This window comes from Verrucosispora sp. ts21 (assembly GCF_002879555.1).
Classification (GTDB): Bacteria; Actinomycetota; Actinomycetes; order Mycobacteriales; family Micromonosporaceae; genus Micromonospora; species Micromonospora gifhornensis.
Window position 1 is genome coordinate 1 of record NZ_PNOZ01000057.1, and the last position, 17,501, is coordinate 17,501.

Sequence of the window (17,501 nt, forward strand, 5' to 3'; positions counted from 1 at the left end):
CAACGATCAGCTCCGCCGGGCCGAAGGAGCCGGCGTCAGGCACGAATCATCGAGGCTAGCTCAGTTCTTGGCACGGGCAGGTGCAGCGTCCTCGCTTCCTCCGGATGAATTGATCGCACTTGGGACAGTAGGTGTGATCCCAAAAATCCAGCACGGCCTCAGCGAAGTCTCGGCACTCGTCAAACGAAATTCCTTGTGCCCACTTCATAAAGTGTGCGCCCACTAAGTTGCGAAGATGCACGACAGCTTGAACACGTTTAGCGGACGCTTCAGCGCCAGTTCCTTCTAGTGCAGAAAGTATCCCAGGCCAAAGGTCGCCAATAGTGTAGGCGTCATCGAGTTTCCGCCCGACCTTGATACTCAGACTCAACGAGAGATGCTCGCAAACAGTCTCCAGGAGGTAGCCTGCAGTAGAGGCCAAATCTTGAGGGGCGACTGCCGGATCTGCAAGCTGATTCCTGAGGCGAACGGAGGAGTTGGCCGGCACTTCGTACACAAGCGGTGGCAGTGCGAACCGGCGAGGGCCAAACTGAAGGCTAAGCGTCGGATGGTCGGCATTAAGGGCAGCCCGTCGGAACTGCTCAAACCAGAGCCTGTCGTGGAAGATGGCCACGATCTGCCAGTCCGCGTACTCACGGAAGAGGTATTCAGCGAACCGAGCGCGTAGAGACGCATCAGCGCTGCTGAACACGTCGTCCAAAACGAGCAACTTCTCTTGTCCGTGACGCGAGGCCTCCTTTACCAGGCTGGTGAAGGTGAGCAAGGCCAACAGGTCGAGGCCGGCCTCGCTTAGCACCTTGAAGGGAGATAGTTTGAGTCCATTCTCAAACTCGGCTTGTATGGTAATTGCCGGGGACGCCTCCCCTCCCACTTGGAAAGAGACGCTGCGAACACCTTGACCTTGAGGGGCGAGGGCCAAGAAAGCGTTAGTGACATCGTCGCTGACTCTAGCCAGTTCCTCTGCCAGATGAGACGCTCGGAGGCCTCGGTTGACGCCGTAAAACTTTCGTTGGGTGGCACCAATTTCAGCGTTCAACGATCTGACTTGCTTAACTAATGCATTGAGCGCGGAGGGCAGCGCGGGAAGCGCCTTGCGTTCCGATCGCGACATCCCCGGCGATCCGCCGCGTCTTATGAGGACGAACTTTTCGAACTGTTTCTCAGTACGGGGCTCCTCATCCTCTTTCAGGCCTTCGGAGAGGGCGATCCGGCGCAGAGCCGCATCCCTCCGGCCCTTTAGTGCAACCAGTTGCCCTACAAGGTTCAAGCGCTCTGGGTCGCTTTCAATCCGTGCGGTTTCGTTGAATCTCAGGAATCCCGCCAAGAGCTCGGATCGTTCTTTGTCCGGCAAAGACGAGAAGCGCTCCAATTCACGTCTCCGAATAACGAAATTGCTGCGCGCGAAGCGGGGGTCGGGTGGCGTTGAAGCGGAACTCCGGCTTTCCGACCTATTCGGTCGGACTACCGCTTGTCCAGGGGGCAGGAAGTCGACCTTACACCAGGATTCCTCAGCCTGGTCCGCATAGATGTTGCGCCACGTCACGACGCGACCCGGACCTTGAAGCGCAAATTCGAGGGCATCCGCCACCGTGGACTTGCCAGTGCCGTTCTCGCCGATGAGTAGGAGCGATGCCGGGCGCTTGCCCTTGATCAAGGGCAACTTCCATTCGCCGCACACGCTGCGGAAGTTCTTAATCGTCAGTGCAGAGAGGGGCATGTGGTCCTCACGATCTTCCGCAACGCGATGCAGGTGTCAGCATATGCCACCAAGGGTGCGCCGAGGTACCCAAGATCGTTCACTCCCTTGGCGCTGCTAGCTCTTGTCGGAAGCGCTCCAGCTCGTGGACGCCGGTAATGTCGGAAATCGAATAACTCGCCACCGAACTCCGCCTACAGCCAGTTCTGGTCGATCACCTTGGGCGGAAACGCCGTCCTCGTCGGGGCGCCAGCAAGGACCGGCCATCGACCGGACCTCCAACACACGGCATGTCAATCTTCTCCGACGCGCCCCGATCCTCAGCTGGCCGATCTGATGACTACGCAAATCGACCCGATCCCGCCTGGTAATCGCCCCTACCAGCCGGGCCGTACGGGTATGGCTGACACAGCCGATAGGGACCTATGGGCTCCCAACCGGGTCCATGCTCGCCGATCAAGATCGTCTCTCCGTCGCCGGCTCTTGCCGGCTCTGCGAGACTTGGATCCATGTTCGGCACTGTTCTCCATGACGTCTTTCAACCGGACGAGCGTGCGGCCGTTCATGCGGCGATCGAGGACTTGTGCTCCCCGCGTGATACCTACGGCTGGGCGAGCGTCGGTGTGTATGCCTTTTACGACCCTGATCCGCGGGAGGTGCGGCCGTGGTTGCCATCTCCTGTACATCGGGCTCGCACGCGACTTATCGGAGCGTTTCGCTCAGCATGCCGGTCTAATCTCGTTCCCAGCAAACGGCTGCAAGCGCGAACAAATCCGCAGATGGTTCAGTGAGCATCCTCGCCTGGGTTTTTCCTGCTTTAGTGCAATCCACATTGGCGCAGGTTGACACCCATCGAGAGAGAGGCAAATACAGGCGCGCGCGGACTATGATGAAGAGTATCCCGCTGGATTCGCCTCACATGAGACGAGCGGGCTGGAAAGCGCAGTAGAAATCGAGGGTCAGCTGATCGAAAAATACCGCCTTCTTCACGGCCGCCGGCCACTTTGGAACCGGATGGGCGGTAGCGCTCGCGGCAGAGAACTACTGTAGCTGCGACCGGAACCGCCGATGGCTTGCTCCTCCTCCTCGGCGGCACACGTGACTCACTCTTTCGCGCAAGGCGCACCCTCAGAGAACTTTCCGATGATGCGAATGCATCAGCGTTTGAGTTTGGCCCGCTTCACTGGGCAAGAATGGAGACCATCGCAAACGCATGGGAACGACGCGCGACAGACAGGGATGTCTTCCAGACACTCATGGCCGCACCAAACGACGAAAACTACGAAGGAACCTTCTTCGCAGACCAGATCAGGTACAAGGATGTCGTTGGGCTACCTTGATGGCGCGCCCGGCACCGGTTGATCAAGGCGCCGCCGTCGCCGTGGCCCCATCCTGATTACTCAGCCTTTTTCATCCTGTGTAGCGGTTGGCTTCGACGTGGTGCAGCACGAGGATGGCCTGCACGATCGTGGTAGCCCGGCGCGGGCAACAACGCAGCTTGGCGAGGATCTTCCAGGTCTTGAGGGTGGCGATCGCGCGTTCGCCGCGGGCGCGGATCTTCGCGTGGGCCCGGTTCACCGTCTTTTGCCGGCGTGACAGCTTCGGCCGGAAGCGGCGCCGCTTGAACGGAGTGCGCACGCTGCCGTGGGCACCTTGATAGCCCTTGTCGGCGAAGGTCATCACGTCCGCGCTGGTAAGCGCGTCGATGATGCCGTGGGCCCGGGCTGCGGTCAGGTCGTGCACCGCGCCCGGCAGCGCGGGTGCAACCCAGACGAGCCGGCCAGCCGCATCGGCGATGACCTGCACATTCACCCCATGCCGCTTATGTTTGCCCGAGTAGTAGGGCCGTTGGTCGGCGACTCGGTCGATCGGGATCAGCGTGCCGTCCAGGATCGCGTACGCCAGCCTGCGGATCCGGTGCATGGCGGCGGCCAGGTCGTCGGATGCTGCCGCGAGCAGGGTCATTGCTTCCTGCACGTACCGCCATGCGGTGCTGACGCCGATCTCGAATCCGGCTGCAAGACGGGAGTAGGTGTCGCCGTTGCGCAGGTGGGCCAGGGCGAGCAGTGCCTGACGTCCCGGGTTGAGGCGCCGCCAGCGGGATCGGCGCTTCTCACGGTGGCTGCGGATGCGGTCGGCGAGGTAGCTCAGGTCCGGCTGGACAACGCGATCGTGGACGGGTAAGACAGCACAGGCGAGGCTCCCGGTTGGGGCATCGGGTTTTGGTCGATTTGCTGTCTTACCTGGAGCCTCGCCCTCATCGATCCGCGGCCCCGGCCTACCCGCGCTGACCTGCAAAATCAGGTTGAAAAAGGCTCAGCGTGGTGAATTCGTCAATAGCGTGCTGCGGGATGTCGTACAGCGTGCGGCCGGACTGACGATCGAACGATGCCGCTGCGGCCTCCGCATCGGGGCCGACGACCTCGAAGTCGGACGCCGGCATGTCTTCGGATCCGTCAACTTCGTCGGGCGATCGGTCTCCGGACCACAGCTCCAGGTAACCGCCGTCCATCAAGACAAGCTCTCCTGACGGGCACGTCACCTCGCCGAGCACCACCGTCTCTCCCACGATCGAGAGAGTCTAGGTGAGCCCCCACGGGCCGCGGGATCACCTACCCGGCGTGACCAAGCTGCCGAACTCGCATCAAGCGAACGCGCTCCTGCCGGTTACGGCGCCGTCAACCCGTTTCGCTGATGGTGCGCGGCGTCGAATGCCGGGAAGAACACGGCGTTACCAGCGTTCCGGGTCACACCGCTAACGGAGACGGGTAGCGCCACAAGCAACACCCGAGCCCGATGGTCGTGTCGAGGCATGTCGAACCGTGCCTGTCCAGCCAGACGCCCCCGGCGTCCGCTCCCCTCGACCAAAGGAGCAGGGTGATGATCGCCAGCACTCTCAACCAGGACGAGCTACTCCAACTACCCGCAGTGGTCGATCTCGCGACCGCCGCTCGCGCTCTCGGCGTGGGCCGTACGAAGGCTTACGACTTGGCGAAGAGCGGGGCCTTCCCGTGCCCGGTGCTTCGGATCGGAACCTCCTACCGCGTGCGCACGGCGGACCTGCTCAAGCTCATTGGCGTCGAACGGCAGGAGACCGACCGCGAGAATCCTCCGGACCGGACAGGCGACTACGCCGACCGCTGAGGTCCGCCCGCTTCAGCCTCGTCGGGAGCAGCGGCAGCCCACGCCGGCCGGTAGCGCCCGGCGAGCACGTCGTCGACGAGCAAGGCGAGAATCCCGGACGGCGTGAGGTCAGGCCGCATCACCGCCAGCCTCTCAATCTCCGACGGCGTGAGCCTGATCTTGACCTGCTGATCCCGCTTCTCGCGCGCGGGCAACGGCGGCAGGTTGTCGGCGACAGGACGCTGTCGCGGCATGCCTCAACTCCTCGACGAGCGGCTCACACGGCTGGATAACGAGTCGAGGTTCCCACACCCACATCGCCTATCACCATCCGCCACCATACAGGCAACCTCGGTACCCATATTAGGTACCGGACAGAGGTGCCATCAATTCGTACGTGATGCTGTCTCAGGCGTTGACGCCAGAGCAGCGGCGCATCCCTCAACGGAAGGAGCACGACCAGCGTGAGTACGTCGGACCCGATCAAGAAGATCACTCTTCGCAGCGGCAAGGCCCGCTACCGGTTCGTCATTGACGTCGGACGCAAGCCGGACGGACGCCGGGACCAGCGGACGTACACCTTCGACACCAAGAAGGAAGCCAGGGCCGAATACGCCCGGATCAAGCACGAGACCGACCGCGGCACGTACGTCAAACCCGGCAAGATCACGGTGGACGAGTTCCTCGACGAGTGGTTGACGTCGGCCACCCGCGACGTGGAGAAGGCCACCGCCGCCAACTACCGGGACGCGCTCCTGCCGGTCCGGGCGCGTCTCGGCGGACAGCCACTCCAGGACATCACCGAGGCCGACATCGAGGCGTTGGTCGACTGGATGCTGACGGAGCGCCGGAAACGCGGCGGCAAACCGGGAACGGGCCTGGGTGTCCGATCGGTGCGGCTGACGCTCGGCCGCCTCCGGACCGCGCTGAACGTCGCGGTCCGCCGTCAGCTCGTGGTCCGCAACGTCGCAGCGTTCGTCACCATCCCCAGGGCGGCGGCGAAGGCCGCCGCCGAGGCACGGGCGGAGCGCAAGCCGTGGACCCAGGAGGAGGTGAAGACGTTCCTGACCGGCATCACGGGCGAACGCCTGTACGCCGTCTGTCTGCTGTCGCTGATGGGCCTACGACCGGCCGAGGTGTGCGGCCTGCGCTGGTCCGATGTCGACTTCGAGGCCGGCACGATCGCAGCCGGGGAGAACACCCGGACGCTCGTCGACGGCGAGATCGAGGAGAAGGAGGCCAAGTCGGCGGCCGGCAAACGCGGCCTACCAATGCCGGCAACTGTAACGAAGGCGCTGAAGGCCTTCCACACCCTGCAGAAGAAGGAGCGCCTGAAAGCTGGCAACGCCTACGTCGACAGCGGCTACGTCTTGGTCGACGAACTCGGCCAGCCGCAGCGGACCGACTGGCTCCGCCGCCGGGTGTACGAACTGATGGCCAAGGTCGGCGTACGCAAGGTCCGGCCGTACGACGCGCGGCACGCCTGCCTGACCTACCTGGCCGGAGTCGGCGTGCCCGATGTCGTGCTGGCGGCCTGGGCCGGCCACGCGGACGGCGGCACCCTCGCCAAGCGGGTCTACGTCCACCCGGACAACAGCCACCTGAAACTGGCAGCCGAGCACCTCGAATCAGGCCTGTTCGGGTGACTTCTACGCCCGGATCCCAGCAGTACAGGCGTACGTGATGAATTGTGAGACGGAACAGCAAGAAGGCCCCGACTCACCGAAGTGAATCAAGGCCTTGACCTGCTGAAACCCTGTCGGGACGGCCGGATTCGAACCGACGACCCCTTGACCCCCAGTCAAGTGCGCTACCAAGCTGCGCCACGTCCCGTTGCTACCGCCGGACCTTGCCCGCGGCAGCCGGTACAGCTTAGCGCAGCTTCTCCCATCCGTCGCACAGCCCCCACCCCCACCGGACTCTCTGAGCCGGACAGGTCATCACCCCTAAAGCGTCCTAGGAAGGAGGGTGAAGAGGGCGGGCCCAGGTGGGAGGGCAAGCAGCCTCTCACCTGGGCCCGGGAAGCTAGGTCAGCCGTGTGCTTTGCCTCGGCCGCCGGGGCCGAGCTTCTTGCGGGGGCGTACCGAGATCTCGATGGGGCTGCCCTCGAAGCCGAACTCCTCGCGCAGCTTGCGCTCGACGAAGCGTTGGTAGCCGGCGTCCAGCGGGCCGGTGGTGAACAGCACGAACCGTGGCGGAGCCACGCCGGCCTGAGTGGCGAACAGGATCCGCGGTGCCCGTCCCCCACGTACGGGGTGCGGGGTGGCCTGGACCAGGGCGGTGAGCCAGGCGTTGAGCTGCGCGGTGGGGATGCGCGTCTCCCAGCTGTCCAACGCCCGGTGCAGGGCGGCGGCGAGCTTGTCGACGGCCCGACCGGTCATCGCCGACAGGTTCAGCCGGATCGCCCACGGGATGCGGCGCAGTTCCCGGTCGATCTCCTTGTCCAGGTAGTACCGACGGTCGGCGTCGACCAGGTCCCACTTGTTGAAGGCGATGACCATGGCCCGGCCGGCCTCGGTGACCATGGACAGGATCCGCTGGTCCTGTTCGCTGATCGGCTCGCTGGAGTCGAGCAGCACCACCGCCACCTCGGCCGCTTCGATCGCGGCGGCGGTACGCAGGCTGGCGTAGTACTCGGTGCCGCTGGCCTTGCCGACCCGCTTGCGTAGGCCGGCGGTGTCCACCAGGTGCCAGGTCTCGCCGCCGATGGTGACCAGGCTGTCCACCGGGTCGACGGTGGTGCCGGCGACCGAGTCGACCACCGCGCGTTCCTCGCCGGAGAAGCGGTTGAGCAGGCTGGACTTGCCGACGTTGGGTCGGCCGACCAGCGCTACCCGTCGTGGGCCGCGCGGGCGGTTCTCCACGATCTTCGGTGCCTCGGGCAGCGCGGCCATGATGGCGTCGAGCAGGTCACCGGAACCACGGCCGTGCAGCGCCGAGATCGGGTGCGGTTCGCCGAGGCCGAGTGACCACAGCGAGGTGGCCTCCAGCTCGATGTTGGCGTTGTCGGCCTTGTTGGCGACCAGGATGACCGGTTTGGCGCTGCGCCGCAGCATCTTCACCGCCGCCTCGTCGACGTCGGTGGAGCCCACCGTCGCGTCGACCACGAACACCACCACGTCGGCGGTGGCCACGGCCGTCTCGGCCTGCGCGGCGATCGCGGCGGCCCGGTCCTTCGCGTCCGGTTCCCAGCCGCCGGTGTCGACCACGGTGAAGGCCCGGCCGGACCACTGCGCGTCGTACGGGATCCGGTCGCGGGTCACCCCGGGTACGTCCTCGACGACCGCCTGACGGCGGCCGATGATCCGGTTGACCAGAGTGGACTTGCCGACGTTGGGCCGGCCGACCACGGCAACCACCGGCTGCGGGCCGGTCGGCTCCTCGATGTCGAGGTCCGGTTCCCGCAGCTCCACCCAACCGTCGTCGTTGCTCACGCCACGCCCCGCTCGGTGAGCAGCTCACGCAGTCGGGCCACGACCTCGTCGATGCCCAGTTCGGTGCTGTCGAGCACCACGGCGTCGGCCGCCTGGGCCAGCGGGTCGGCCTTGCGGGTCGAGTCCAGCTGGTCACGCCGGGCCAGGTCGGCGGCGGTGGCGGCGACGTCGGAGGCGTTCTCGGCGCTGCGGCGGGCAGCCCGCGCGGCAGCCGAGGCGGTGAGGTAGACCTTCAGGTCGGCGTCGGGGGCCACCACGGACCCGATGTCGCGGCCCTCGACCACGATCCGGCCCGCCTTGTCGATCATGTCGCGTTGCCGGGCGACGAGCAGCGCCCGCACCGCCGGTACGGCGGCCACCGCGGACACGGCGGCGGTCACGTCGGCGCCCCGGATCTCGGTCTCGACGTTCACCCCGTCGGCGGTGACGGCGTACCCCTCGGGGTCGGTGCCGATGCGCAGGTCGACCTCACCGGCGACCTTGGCCACCGCGTGCGCGTCGTTGAGGTCGACACCGGAGCGCAGCACCGCCCAGGTGATGGCCCGGTACATCGCGCCGGTGTCCAGGTAACGGGCGCCCAGGCTGGTCGCGAGCCGTCGCGACACGGTGGACTTACCCGAACCGGACGGCCCGTCCACAGCGACGACGCAGCGCCCGATCGGTATGTTTTCTCCCACCGTTGTCCTCCTCAGCCCGTACCTCACGGTCCGCCGTCATCGACGTCACGCAAGCGGTTGACACACATGTCCCATCATGCCCGGCGCCGAACCCCACGGCCCGCCGGGCCGTCCGCGAGCCTACCCTCAGCGGTACCCGCGACCGCGCGGTCAGTCACCCACGGCCTTGAACAGGGCGGCGACCTCCGCGTTGGTCAGCCGTCGGGTCCGCCCGCTGCGCAGGTCGCCGAGCCGGATCGGCCCGATGGCGGTACGCACCAGCCGGCTCACCGGGTGCCCGACCTCGGCGAGCAGCCGCCGGACGATGTGTTTGCGTCCTTCGTGCAGGCTCAGCTCGACCTGGGCGGTACGCCCCAGACTGTCCACCACCCGGAACGCGTCGACGCTCACCGGGCCGTCCTCCAGCTCGATGCCGGCGGCCAGCCGCTTGCCCAGGTTGCGCGGGATCGGCCCGGCCACCTCACACAGGTAGGTCTTCAGCACCCCGTAGGAGGGGTGCATCAGCCGGTGCGCGAGGGTGCCGTCGTTGGTGAGCAGCAGCAGGCCCTCGCTGTCCGCGTCGAGCCGCCCGACGTGGTAGACCCGCTGCTCGACCCGGTTGTTGAGGAAGTCGGCCAGCGCGGTGCGGCCCTTCTCGTCGGCCATGGTGGAGACCACCCCGCGGGGCTTGTTCATGGCCAGGTACACCAGCCGGGTGTCGGCCTGCAGTCGTTCACCGTTGACGTGGATGACGGCGGTGGCCGGGTCGACCTTGTCGCCGAGCTGCGCCACCCGCCCGTTGACCGTCACCTTCCGCCGGAAGATCAGGTCCTCGCAGGCGCGCCGGGAGCCGACACCGGCGGCGGCGAGCACCTTCTGCAGGCGTTCCGGGCCGGTGTAGACGGGTGCGTCGGGCGAGGGGGTGCGGTTATCGCGAGGCATCAGCAAGCTCTTCTACGTCGTCGGGGAGGAACGGGGCCAGCGGCGGCAGGTCGTCGAGGCTGTTGAGGCCGAGTTTCTCGAGGAACATCGTGGTCGTCCGGTAGAGGTACGCCCCACTGTCGGACTCGGTGCCACACTCTTCGACCAACCCCCGGGAGACCAGGGTACGGATCACCCCGTCGCAGTTGACACCGCGGATGGCGGAAATCCGCGACCGGGTCACCGGCTGCTTGTACGCGACCACGGCCAGGGTCTCCAGGGCGGCCTGGGTGAGGCGGACCGACTGCCCGTCCAGGATGAAGCGTTCCACGTAGCTGGCGTATTCCGGCCGGGTGTACAGCCGCCAGCCACCGGCCGCCCGCCGCAGGTCGAAGCCGTGTCCGGCGGCGGTGTAGCCGGCGGCGATGTCGTCGAGCATCGGGCCGATGCGCTCCGGCGGTTGCTCCAGCACCTGGGCCAGGGTCAGCTCGCTGACGGGTTCGTCCACCACCAGCAGGATCGCCTCCAACGCGCCCCGCAGTTCGGTGTCGTCGAGCAGCGGTGTCGGCTCGGGTGCCGGCCTGGCCCGCCCGGACCGCTGCTTGCGCGCCCCGCCGGCATCCCCCACCGCCGTCCCGGCCCGCTCACCGGCCGCCTGCCCGCCGGCACCCGGTGCACCGACCGAGAGTGTCGACGACGCATCTGTCCCCTGTTCGTCGGCACCCGGCTCACCGACCGAGTGCGTCGATGACGCATCTGTCGGCTGTTCGTCGGCGACCGGTGCACCGACCGCAAGCGCCATTGACGCATCCGCTGCCGGCTCGTCGGCAACCGGTTCGCCGGCGGGAAGGGTCACCGAGGCGTCGGATGCCTGCCCGTCGCCAGCCGGCGGCGGGGTGTCGTCGGCGTCCTGTTGCGGCGGCTCGGTCGGGCTCTGCGGGCCGGACTCACCCGTGTCGTCGACAGCATCGTCAGTAGGCCGTGCCTGGGCAGGCACGGTGGTGGCGGTCTCGGCGGGTGGGGCGGGACGCTGCCAGGGTGGGATCCAGGCGGCTGCCTGGTCGGCAAGCGAATCCCGGCGTTCCTCGTGACTCATCCGGCGTGCTCCTGCCTCGTTGCCGTCCCGTCCGTGCCTGCTTCGCTTCCCGACACGGCCCCCGAGTCCGTCACCGTGTCGACCACCGGCGCGGGCCCCGGATCCGTGTCGACGACTGACCCGGGTTCCGGATCCGTGTCAGCGGCCGGTGCCGCCGGGTTCTCGGCCGGCTCGGCGGGGGCGCCGGCGTACTCGTCGATGGTCAGCGCCGGTCCGCCGTCGGCGGGTCCGGTCCAGCGTACGGTCAGCTCCTCCAACGCCTGTTCCTGCACGAAGGCCACCACACCCTGCCGGTACAGCTCCAGCAGGGCGAGGAAGCGGGCCACCACCTCCAGGGTGGCCTCGCAGTCGGCGCAGAGCAGGGAGAAGGTGGCGGTGCCGGCGCGGCGCAGTCGTTCGGCGATGATCCCGGCGTGTTCCCGGACACTGACCCGGACCATGTGCACGTGGGCGATGGAGACCTCGGGGATCGGTTTCGGGGTCATCGCCTTCACGGCCAGCTTGAGCAGGCGTTGCGGGCCGATGCCGAGCACCAGGTCGGGCAGGGCTTCGGCGAAGCGGGGTTCCAGGGTCACCGCGCGCGGGTAGCGGCGTCCGCCGACCTCCTCCAGCGCGGCGATGTGCGCCGCCGCCTCCTTGTACGCCTTGTACTGCAGCAGCCGGGCGAAGAGCAGGTCCCGCGCCTCCAGCAGGGCGAGGTCCTCCTCGTTCTCCACCTCGGCGGAGGGCAGCAGCCGGGCGGCTTTCAGGTCGAGCAGGGTGGCGGCGATGAGCAGGAACTCGCTGGCCTCGTCGAGGTCCCAGTCGTCACCCATGGCCCGGATGTAGGCGATGAACTCGTCGGTGACCTGGTGCAGGGCGACTTCGGTGACGTCCAGCTTGTGCTTGCCGATCAGTTGCAGCAGCAGGTCGAACGGGCCGGTGAAGTTGGCCAGCCGTACGGTGAACTTGCCGGTGTCGGCACCGTCGACCGCGTCCGGATCGGCCACCGGCGTCTGGTCGTCCGCAGCGGCGGGGTCGAGGGGCGGGGCGGTCACGCCGACGACCGTAGTCCACGGCCTGGCCACGGGATTGCGGAGCCTACCGCTCCGCCTGCGCGGCGATCACCTCGCGGGCGAGCTGGCGGTAGTTGCGGGCTCCGGAGGAGGCCGGGTCGAGGGTGGTGATCGGGGCGCCGGCGACGGTGGACTCGGGGAACTTCACGGTCTTGGTGATCACCGTCTGGTAGACCTTGTCGCCGAAGGCCTCCACCACCCGTTGCAGCACCTGCCGGCAGTGGGTGGTGCGGCTGTCGTACATGGTCGCGAGGATGCCTTCGAGTTCCAGGTCGAAGTTGAGCCGCTCGCGGACCTTGTCGATGGTGTCCAGCAGCAGCGCCACCCCGCGCAGGCTGAAGAACTCGCACTCCAGCGGGATGAGCACGCCGTGCGCGACGGTCAACGCGTTGATCGCCAGCAGACCCAGGGAGGGCTGGCAGTCGATCAGGATGTAGTCGTACTCCTTGCGGACGCTGCGGAGCACCCGCGCCAGGGCCATCTCCCGGGCGACCTCGTTGACCAGTTGAATCTCGGCGGCGGAGAGGTCGATGTTGGCGGGCAGCAGGTGCAGACCGGCCACGTCGGTCTTGATCAGGACGTCCTCGGCGGTGACGTCGTCCTGCATCAGCAGGTTGTAGACCGACAGGTCCAGGTTGTGCGGGTTGACCCCCAGGCCGACCGAGAGGGCGCCCTGCGGGTCGAAGTCGACGAGCAGCACCTTGCGGCCGTACTCGGCCAGGGCGGCACCCAGGTTGATGGTCGTGGTGGTCTTGCCGACGCCACCCTTCTGGTTGGCCATCGCGATGATCCGCGCCGGGCCGTGCCGGTCGGTGGGCATCGGCTCGGGGATGGGCTTGCGCATCGTGTAGGCGGCCGGGTCGGCGGGCCCCAGGTCCGCACCGAGGGCATTCTGCTGTTCGCGGAGCTCCGACGTCCAGGTCTCGGCACGGTCACCGTTGCCAGCCATGTCCTCGTTGCCCCCTCCCGACGACCATCCGGCGTCGGAGCCGCCCGACGTCCTTTGCGGCGCCGCTGCACACCCCGGTCATCTCACCGCCAAGGCTGCGCTGCCGACTGTACGCCACCGGCGAGCAGGGCGTTCGGCACCCGCTCGGCGTGTCGGCCAGCGGCACCGACCAGGGCCGCTCAATCGCGGGCACGTGGGTGGGCGGTGGCGTAGACCTCGCGCAGCCGGTCGACGGTGACCAGAGTGTAGACCTGGGTGGTGGTGACCGAGGCATGCCCCAGCAACTCCTGCACCACCCGCACGTCGGCACCGCCGTCGAGCAGGTGGGTGGCGTACGAGTGGCGCAACGTGTGCGGGGAGACCGCCTGCGGTCCGTCGACGGGCAGGCCGGCGCGTTCGGCGGCGCGGCGCAGGATCATCCAGGCGCCCTGGCGGGTCAACGGACCGCCCCGGGAGTTGAGGAAGACCCTCGGGGTGCCGCGGCCGGCGGCGACCAGCCCGGGTCGGGCCCGGACCAGGTAGGCGCCCAGCGCCTGCATCGCGTACCCACCGATGGGCACCAGGCGGTCCCGTCCGCCCTTGCCGCGCAGCTGCACCACCGCGTCGGTGAGGTCCACATCGTCCACCGCAAGGCCGACGGTCTCGGAGATGCGGGCGCCGGTGCCGTACAGGAACTCCAGCAGCGCCCGGTCACGCAGCGCGAGCGGCGCGGTGTCCCCGGCCGCCTGCACCGGCCCGGCGGCGTCCAACAGTCGGACCACGTCGTCCAGCGACAGGGCGCGCGGCAGCCGGCGCGGCGGGGTGGGCGGCCTCACGTCACGGCTCGGGTCGGCGGCGGCGAGGCCCTCGCGCAGCGCGAACCGGTGCAGGCCCCGCACGGCGCTGGCGGCGCGGGCTGCCGACGAGGCGGCCAGCGGCGGATGCCCGTCGTCACCGGCGCGCAGCCGGGCCAGGTGACGTTCGATCTCGCCGGCGGGGACGGCGGCCAGGTCACTCACCCCGGCGGCGGCCAGGCTGTTGAGGTAGCGGTCCAGGTCCCGGCGGTAGGCCACCAGGGTGTTCGCGGCCAGGCCACGTTCGACGGTGAGGTGGTCCAGGTAGCCGCGCAGGGCGCGGCGCAGAGCCGGCGCGGGCTGGTGGCCCGTGCCGGCTCCGTCCGCTGCGGCGGTCGGGGTGCGGCCGGTCAGGCCAGCACCTCGGCCAACGGGGTGGTCGGCAGGTCGTGTGCCTCCGCGACCGGGCCGTACACGACCTGTCCGTCGTGTGTGTTCAGGCCCAGCGCCAGCGCCGGATCGCGGCGGGACGCCTCACGCCAGCCGTGGTTGGCCAGCTCCAGCGCGTACGGCAGGGTGACGTTGGTCAGTGCGTACGTGCTGGTGTTCGGTACCGCGCCGGGCATGTTCGCCACGCAGTAGAAGATCGAGTCGTGCACCTTGTAGACCGGGTCGGCGTGCGTGGTGGGCCGCGAGTCCTCGAAGCAGCCACCCTGGTCGATCGCGATGTCGACGAGCACGCTGCCGGGCTTCATCCGGGAGACCAGTTCGTTGGAGATGAGCTTGGGGGCCTTCGCGCCGGGCACCAGCACCGCGCCGATGACCAGGTCCGCGTCCAGCACCGCCCGCTCGATCTCGTACGCGTTGGAGGTGACGGTCTGCAGGTGGCCCCGGTAGATGGCGTCGGCCTGCCGCAGCCGGCCGACGTTCATGTCCAGCAGCAGCACCTCGGACTGCAGGCCCAACGCGATCGCGGCGGCGTTCATGCCGGAGACACCGGCGCCGATGACGACGGTCTTGGCCGCGTAGACGCCGGAGACGCCGCCGGGCAGCACTCCCCGACCCCCGCCGGTACGCATCAGGTAGAAGGCGCCGACCTGCGGGGCGAGTCGACCGGCCACCTCGGACATCGGGGCGAGCAGCGGCAGCGACCGGTCGGGCAGCTCCACCGTCTCGTACGCGATGCCGGTGACCTTGCGGTCCAGCAGCGCCTGGGTGCAGTCCGGGGACGCGGCCAGGTGCAGGTAGGTGAAGAGCACCTGCCCCTCACGCATCCGGTGGTACTCCTCGGCGACCGGTTCCTTGACCTTGAGGACGAGTTCCGCGGTCTCCCACACCTCGTCGGCGGTGTCCAGGATCTTGGCGCCGGCGGCGGCGAACTCCTCGTCGGTGATGCTCGACCCGACTCCGGCGCCGGCCTCGACGAAGATCTGGTGACCGTTGCGGGTGAACTCGTTGACTCCCGCAGGCGTGATCGCCACCCGGTACTCGTGGTTCTTGACCTCGCGGGGAATGCCGACCTTCACGATGCAGACCCTCTCTCCGCCGGACCGCTAACCCGACTACGCGGCATGTGGTGGCCCCTTTGCCACTACACGGACAACCGGTCCCGTCGGCGCAGTTTATTCGGGCCCGGCACCACGTCGGAGCATGCACTGTGACACCTGGTGCCCGCGGACGTTGACGAAGTGTCAGGTGCAGAACCCCACCCTTCGGCGGAGTGGCAGGTCAGCCGTCCAGACGGTGATCGGCCACAGCGTCCCACTCATGGCATGCCGGTCACACGGGCCGCCGGATGGATCACTACTGTCTGTGTGTGTGTCGCCTCATGACATACCCCGTTACCTCTCAGTGTGCTTTGGCACACGATTGGTAGTCCCCGCCTTGCGGCGGGACGGTCCCGGTCTGACCGACTGGTGTCGTGCCGGGTTCACGCTTCATGGCCACCTGCCCACGTGTGCGGGTCTTCTGGTCGGCTCCACGTGCTGGCACCGGGCCACTCCCGGCGGATTTCGCCGCGAGGGCGGCGAGGTTGAGTGCGGCGTTGCGGTCACGGTCGATGACCAGGCCGCATGCCTGGCAGGTGTACTCGCGTTCGGACAGGGCGAGTTTGGTTTTCACCACGCCGCACCCCGAGCACGTTTTGGATGATGGGTACCAGCGGTCGGCCACCAGCAACCGGCCGCCGTTCCATTCGGTCTTGTACGCCAACTGGCGGCGGATCTCGCCGAATCCGGCGTCGGCGATGTGTCGGGCCAGCGTGCGGTTGGCCAGCATGCCGGTCACGTTGAGGTCTTCCACCACGACCGTGCCGTGCTCGCCAGCCAGTCGGGTGGTCAGTTTGTGTAGCCCGTCGCGGCGCAGGTTCGCCACGCGGGCGTGGGCGCGGCCCAGCCGGGCGGATGCGCGGCGCCACCGTCTCGACGGGCGCTGCCCGGTACGCCGGTCAGGGCCGGTCTTGCGCGACAGCGCCCGGCCGAGATGCCGCAGCCGGGCCTGCGCTGCCGTCAGGTGACGCGGGTTGGCCACCAGTTCGCCGGTGGACAGCACCGCCAGGTACTTGACCCCGATGTCCACCCCGACCACTGACGCGGGCCGGGCCACCCGGCGCTCGACACGGTCGACCTGCACGCAGAGCGCGACGTGCCAGCGTCCACCGTCACGACGCAGGGTGGCAGACATGATCCGGGCCGTGCCGTCGTCCAGACGCCGGGCCAGCTTGCGGGATGACTCGTGCAACTTCAACCGGCCCAAACGGGGCAGCACAACATGCTTGCGGTCCGACTCCACCCGGATCACGCCAGTGGTGAACCGCACCGACGGCGTGGTGCGGCGGCGGGACTTGAACCGGGGAAACCCGACCGGCCGACCAGCCCGCCTACCCGTGCGGGAGTCCGCCCAGTTCTTCAACCCACGCGCCAGGGCGTCCAGGCCGGTGTTGAACGCCTCCTTGGACACCTCACCCCACCACGGCGCGACCTTCGCCTTGGCCTGGTTCCACGCCTTCCGCAGCGCGGGCAGCGACCACGGCAGCGACGGGGTCAACAGTTCGTCAGGGATGCCGTAGGTGCGTTCGGCCGCACGCTGGTCCATGACCGCCTTGACTCGCGCCAGGGCCCAGTTGTGCGCCACGCGTGCCGCACCCGCGTGCGCCAGCACCGCCCTCTCTTGGGTCGGCGTGAGGTCGAGAGCGAAACGGTACGCCTGGATCGTCTTCACTGCGAGCCGCCCCCGGTGGCCGCTTCGACGGCGCGGCGGGCACGGCTCGCGGCGGCGCGACGCCCGTACAGTCGGGCGCACAACGACGTCAGGACCTCGGTCACGTCCCGGACCAGATCGTCATCGACCCCGGCCGGATCGACCACCAGCAACCGACGGCCTTGCGCCGACAGTGCCGCCTCCACGTACTCGGCCCCGAACCGGGCGAACCGGTCGCGGTGCTCGACCACGATCGTGCTCGCAGCCGGGTCGCGAAGCAGGGCGAGGAACTTCGTGCGGTGTCCGTTCACCGCCGAGCCGACCTCGGTCACCACTCGGTCCACGGCGCGTTTCTGGCCGGTGGCCCACACCGTGACCCGGGCGACCTGCCGATCCAACTCCGGCTTCCGATCAGCCGAGGGCACACAGGCATACACCACAGTCTGCCCGGTATCGCAGGCAGCACCGGTCACTGGCTCCCCCACCATGATCAGACGACCGACACGATAGGTGGGAACAGGCAGAGTTCCAGCCGCGTACTGCCGCCGAGCAGTGATATACGCGATTCCGGTAGCCAGCCCATTCCTTCAAGTTCACCCG

General features: G+C 67.9%; 13 protein-coding genes, 1 tRNA gene and 3 pseudogenes. 2 read left to right on the top strand and 15 right to left on the bottom strand.

Annotated features, from left to right (window positions below; all coding sequences use genetic code 11):
* Nucleotides 1–55 precede the first annotated feature (55 nt).
* The 3 genes and pseudogenes from C1A38_RS22175 to C1A38_RS22185 form a co-directional block, all read right to left on the bottom strand.
* On the bottom strand, nt 56–1,717 hold the full coding sequence (locus tag C1A38_RS22175; RefSeq protein ID WP_102659685.1) for an AAA family ATPase: 1,662 nt from the start codon (nt 1,715–1,717) through the stop codon (nt 56–58).
* A 1,389-nt stretch (nt 1,718–3,106) separates the two neighbouring features.
* A pseudogene (locus C1A38_RS22180) lies at nt 3,107–3,888 on the bottom strand (transposase family protein).
* Nucleotides 3,889–3,974: 86 nt separating this feature from the next.
* Nucleotides 3,975–4,265 carry a hypothetical protein gene (locus tag C1A38_RS22185; protein WP_102659686.1) on the bottom strand — a complete coding sequence of 97 codons (291 nt, stop codon included), beginning with the start codon at nt 4,263–4,265 and terminating at the stop codon, nt 3,975–3,977.
* A 311-nt stretch (nt 4,266–4,576) separates the two neighbouring features.
* Between C1A38_RS22185 and C1A38_RS22190 the strand changes: the two genes are divergently transcribed.
* On the top strand, nt 4,577–4,840 hold the full coding sequence (locus C1A38_RS22190) for a helix-turn-helix transcriptional regulator (RefSeq protein ID WP_102659713.1): 264 nt from the start codon (nt 4,577–4,579) through the stop codon (nt 4,838–4,840).
* On the opposite strand, the gene C1A38_RS22195 is transcribed toward C1A38_RS22190, so the two are convergent.
* The gene (locus tag C1A38_RS22195; RefSeq protein ID WP_146017595.1) at nt 4,825–5,073 is read right to left on the bottom strand and encodes a hypothetical protein; all 249 of its coding nucleotides are present in this window, start codon (nt 5,071–5,073) and stop codon (nt 4,825–4,827) included. The two genes, C1A38_RS22190 and C1A38_RS22195, sit on opposite strands and share 16 nt — an antisense overlap.
* 210 nt (nt 5,074–5,283) lie before the next feature.
* On the opposite strand from C1A38_RS22195, the gene C1A38_RS22200 reads away from it, so the two are divergent.
* Nucleotides 5,284–6,465 (top strand): tyrosine-type recombinase/integrase, encoded by a 1,182-nt coding sequence (locus C1A38_RS22200; protein WP_102659688.1) that lies wholly within the window; start codon nt 5,284–5,286, stop codon nt 6,463–6,465.
* Nucleotides 6,466–6,578: 113 nt separating this feature from the next.
* Here the strand turns inward: C1A38_RS22200 and C1A38_RS22205 are convergent.
* The 11 genes and pseudogenes from C1A38_RS22205 to C1A38_RS22255 all read right to left on the bottom strand — a co-directional run bounded on the left by C1A38_RS22205 (nt 6,579) and on the right by C1A38_RS22255 (nt 17,498).
* Nucleotides 6,579–6,652, bottom strand: a tRNA-Pro gene (locus C1A38_RS22205).
* A 197-nt stretch (nt 6,653–6,849) separates the two neighbouring features.
* Entirely contained in the window at nt 6,850–8,253 is a 1,404-nt protein-coding gene (der, locus tag C1A38_RS22210; protein WP_102659689.1) for a ribosome biogenesis GTPase Der, read from the bottom strand.
* On the bottom strand, nt 8,250–8,930 hold the full coding sequence (gene cmk, locus C1A38_RS22215) for a (d)CMP kinase (RefSeq protein ID WP_102659690.1): 681 nt from the start codon (nt 8,928–8,930) through the stop codon (nt 8,250–8,252). The genes der and cmk overlap by 4 nt, the downstream gene beginning before the upstream one ends.
* Nucleotides 8,931–9,080: 150 nt before the next feature.
* A complete protein-coding gene (locus C1A38_RS22220) occupies nt 9,081–9,851 on the bottom strand; it encodes a pseudouridine synthase (RefSeq protein WP_102659691.1) in 771 nt (256 codons plus the stop codon).
* The gene (gene scpB, locus C1A38_RS22225; RefSeq protein WP_353505530.1) at nt 9,838–10,632 is read right to left on the bottom strand and encodes an SMC-Scp complex subunit ScpB; all 795 of its coding nucleotides are present in this window, start codon (nt 10,630–10,632) and stop codon (nt 9,838–9,840) included. The genes C1A38_RS22220 and scpB overlap by 14 nt, the downstream gene beginning before the upstream one ends.
* 290 nt (nt 10,633–10,922) lie before the next feature.
* Nucleotides 10,923–11,982: pseudogene (locus C1A38_RS22230) on the bottom strand (segregation and condensation protein A).
* Nucleotides 11,983–12,006: 24 nt separating this feature from the next.
* A complete protein-coding gene (locus C1A38_RS22235) occupies nt 12,007–12,930 on the bottom strand; it encodes a ParA family protein (protein ID WP_013732865.1) in 924 nt (307 codons plus the stop codon).
* Nucleotides 12,931–13,109: 179 nt separating this feature from the next.
* On the bottom strand, nt 13,110–14,117 hold the full coding sequence (locus C1A38_RS22240; protein ID WP_102659694.1) for a site-specific tyrosine recombinase XerD: 1,008 nt from the start codon (nt 14,115–14,117) through the stop codon (nt 13,110–13,112).
* Nucleotides 14,114–15,229, bottom strand: a complete 1,116-nt coding sequence (ald, locus tag C1A38_RS22245; protein ID WP_013732863.1) for an alanine dehydrogenase — start codon at nt 15,227–15,229, stop codon at nt 14,114–14,116. The genes C1A38_RS22240 and ald overlap by 4 nt, the downstream gene beginning before the upstream one ends.
* A 322-nt stretch (nt 15,230–15,551) precedes the next feature.
* Nucleotides 15,552–16,922 (bottom strand): IS607 family element RNA-guided endonuclease TnpB, encoded by a 1,371-nt coding sequence (gene tnpB / locus C1A38_RS22250; protein WP_102659695.1) that lies wholly within the window; start codon nt 16,920–16,922, stop codon nt 15,552–15,554.
* Nucleotides 16,919–17,498: pseudogene (locus C1A38_RS22255) on the bottom strand (IS607 family transposase). Before C1A38_RS22255 ends, tnpB begins: the two are co-directional and overlap by 4 nt.
* Nucleotides 17,499–17,501 lie beyond the last annotated feature (3 nt).

What these genes read in the sequence shown, in the direction of transcription:
- C1A38_RS22175 (WP_102659685.1), bottom strand. Translation starts at nt 1,717, where the DNA reads ATGCCCCTCTCTGCACTGACGATTAAGAACTTCCGCAGCGTGTGCGGC.
- C1A38_RS22190 (WP_102659713.1), top strand. Translation starts at nt 4,577, where the DNA reads ATGATCGCCAGCACTCTCAACCAGGACGAGCTACTCCAACTACCCGCA.
- C1A38_RS22195 (WP_146017595.1), bottom strand. Translation starts at nt 5,073, where the DNA reads ATGCCGCGACAGCGTCCTGTCGCCGACAACCTGCCGCCGTTGCCCGCG.
- C1A38_RS22220 (WP_102659691.1), bottom strand. Translation starts at nt 9,851, where the DNA reads ATGCCTCGCGATAACCGCACCCCCTCGCCCGACGCACCCGTCTACACC.
- scpB (WP_353505530.1), bottom strand. Translation starts at nt 10,632, where the DNA reads ATGGCGCTTGCGGTCGGTGCACCGGTCGCCGACGAACAGCCGACAGAT.
- C1A38_RS22235 (WP_013732865.1), bottom strand. Translation starts at nt 12,930, where the DNA reads ATGGCTGGCAACGGTGACCGTGCCGAGACCTGGACGTCGGAGCTCCGC.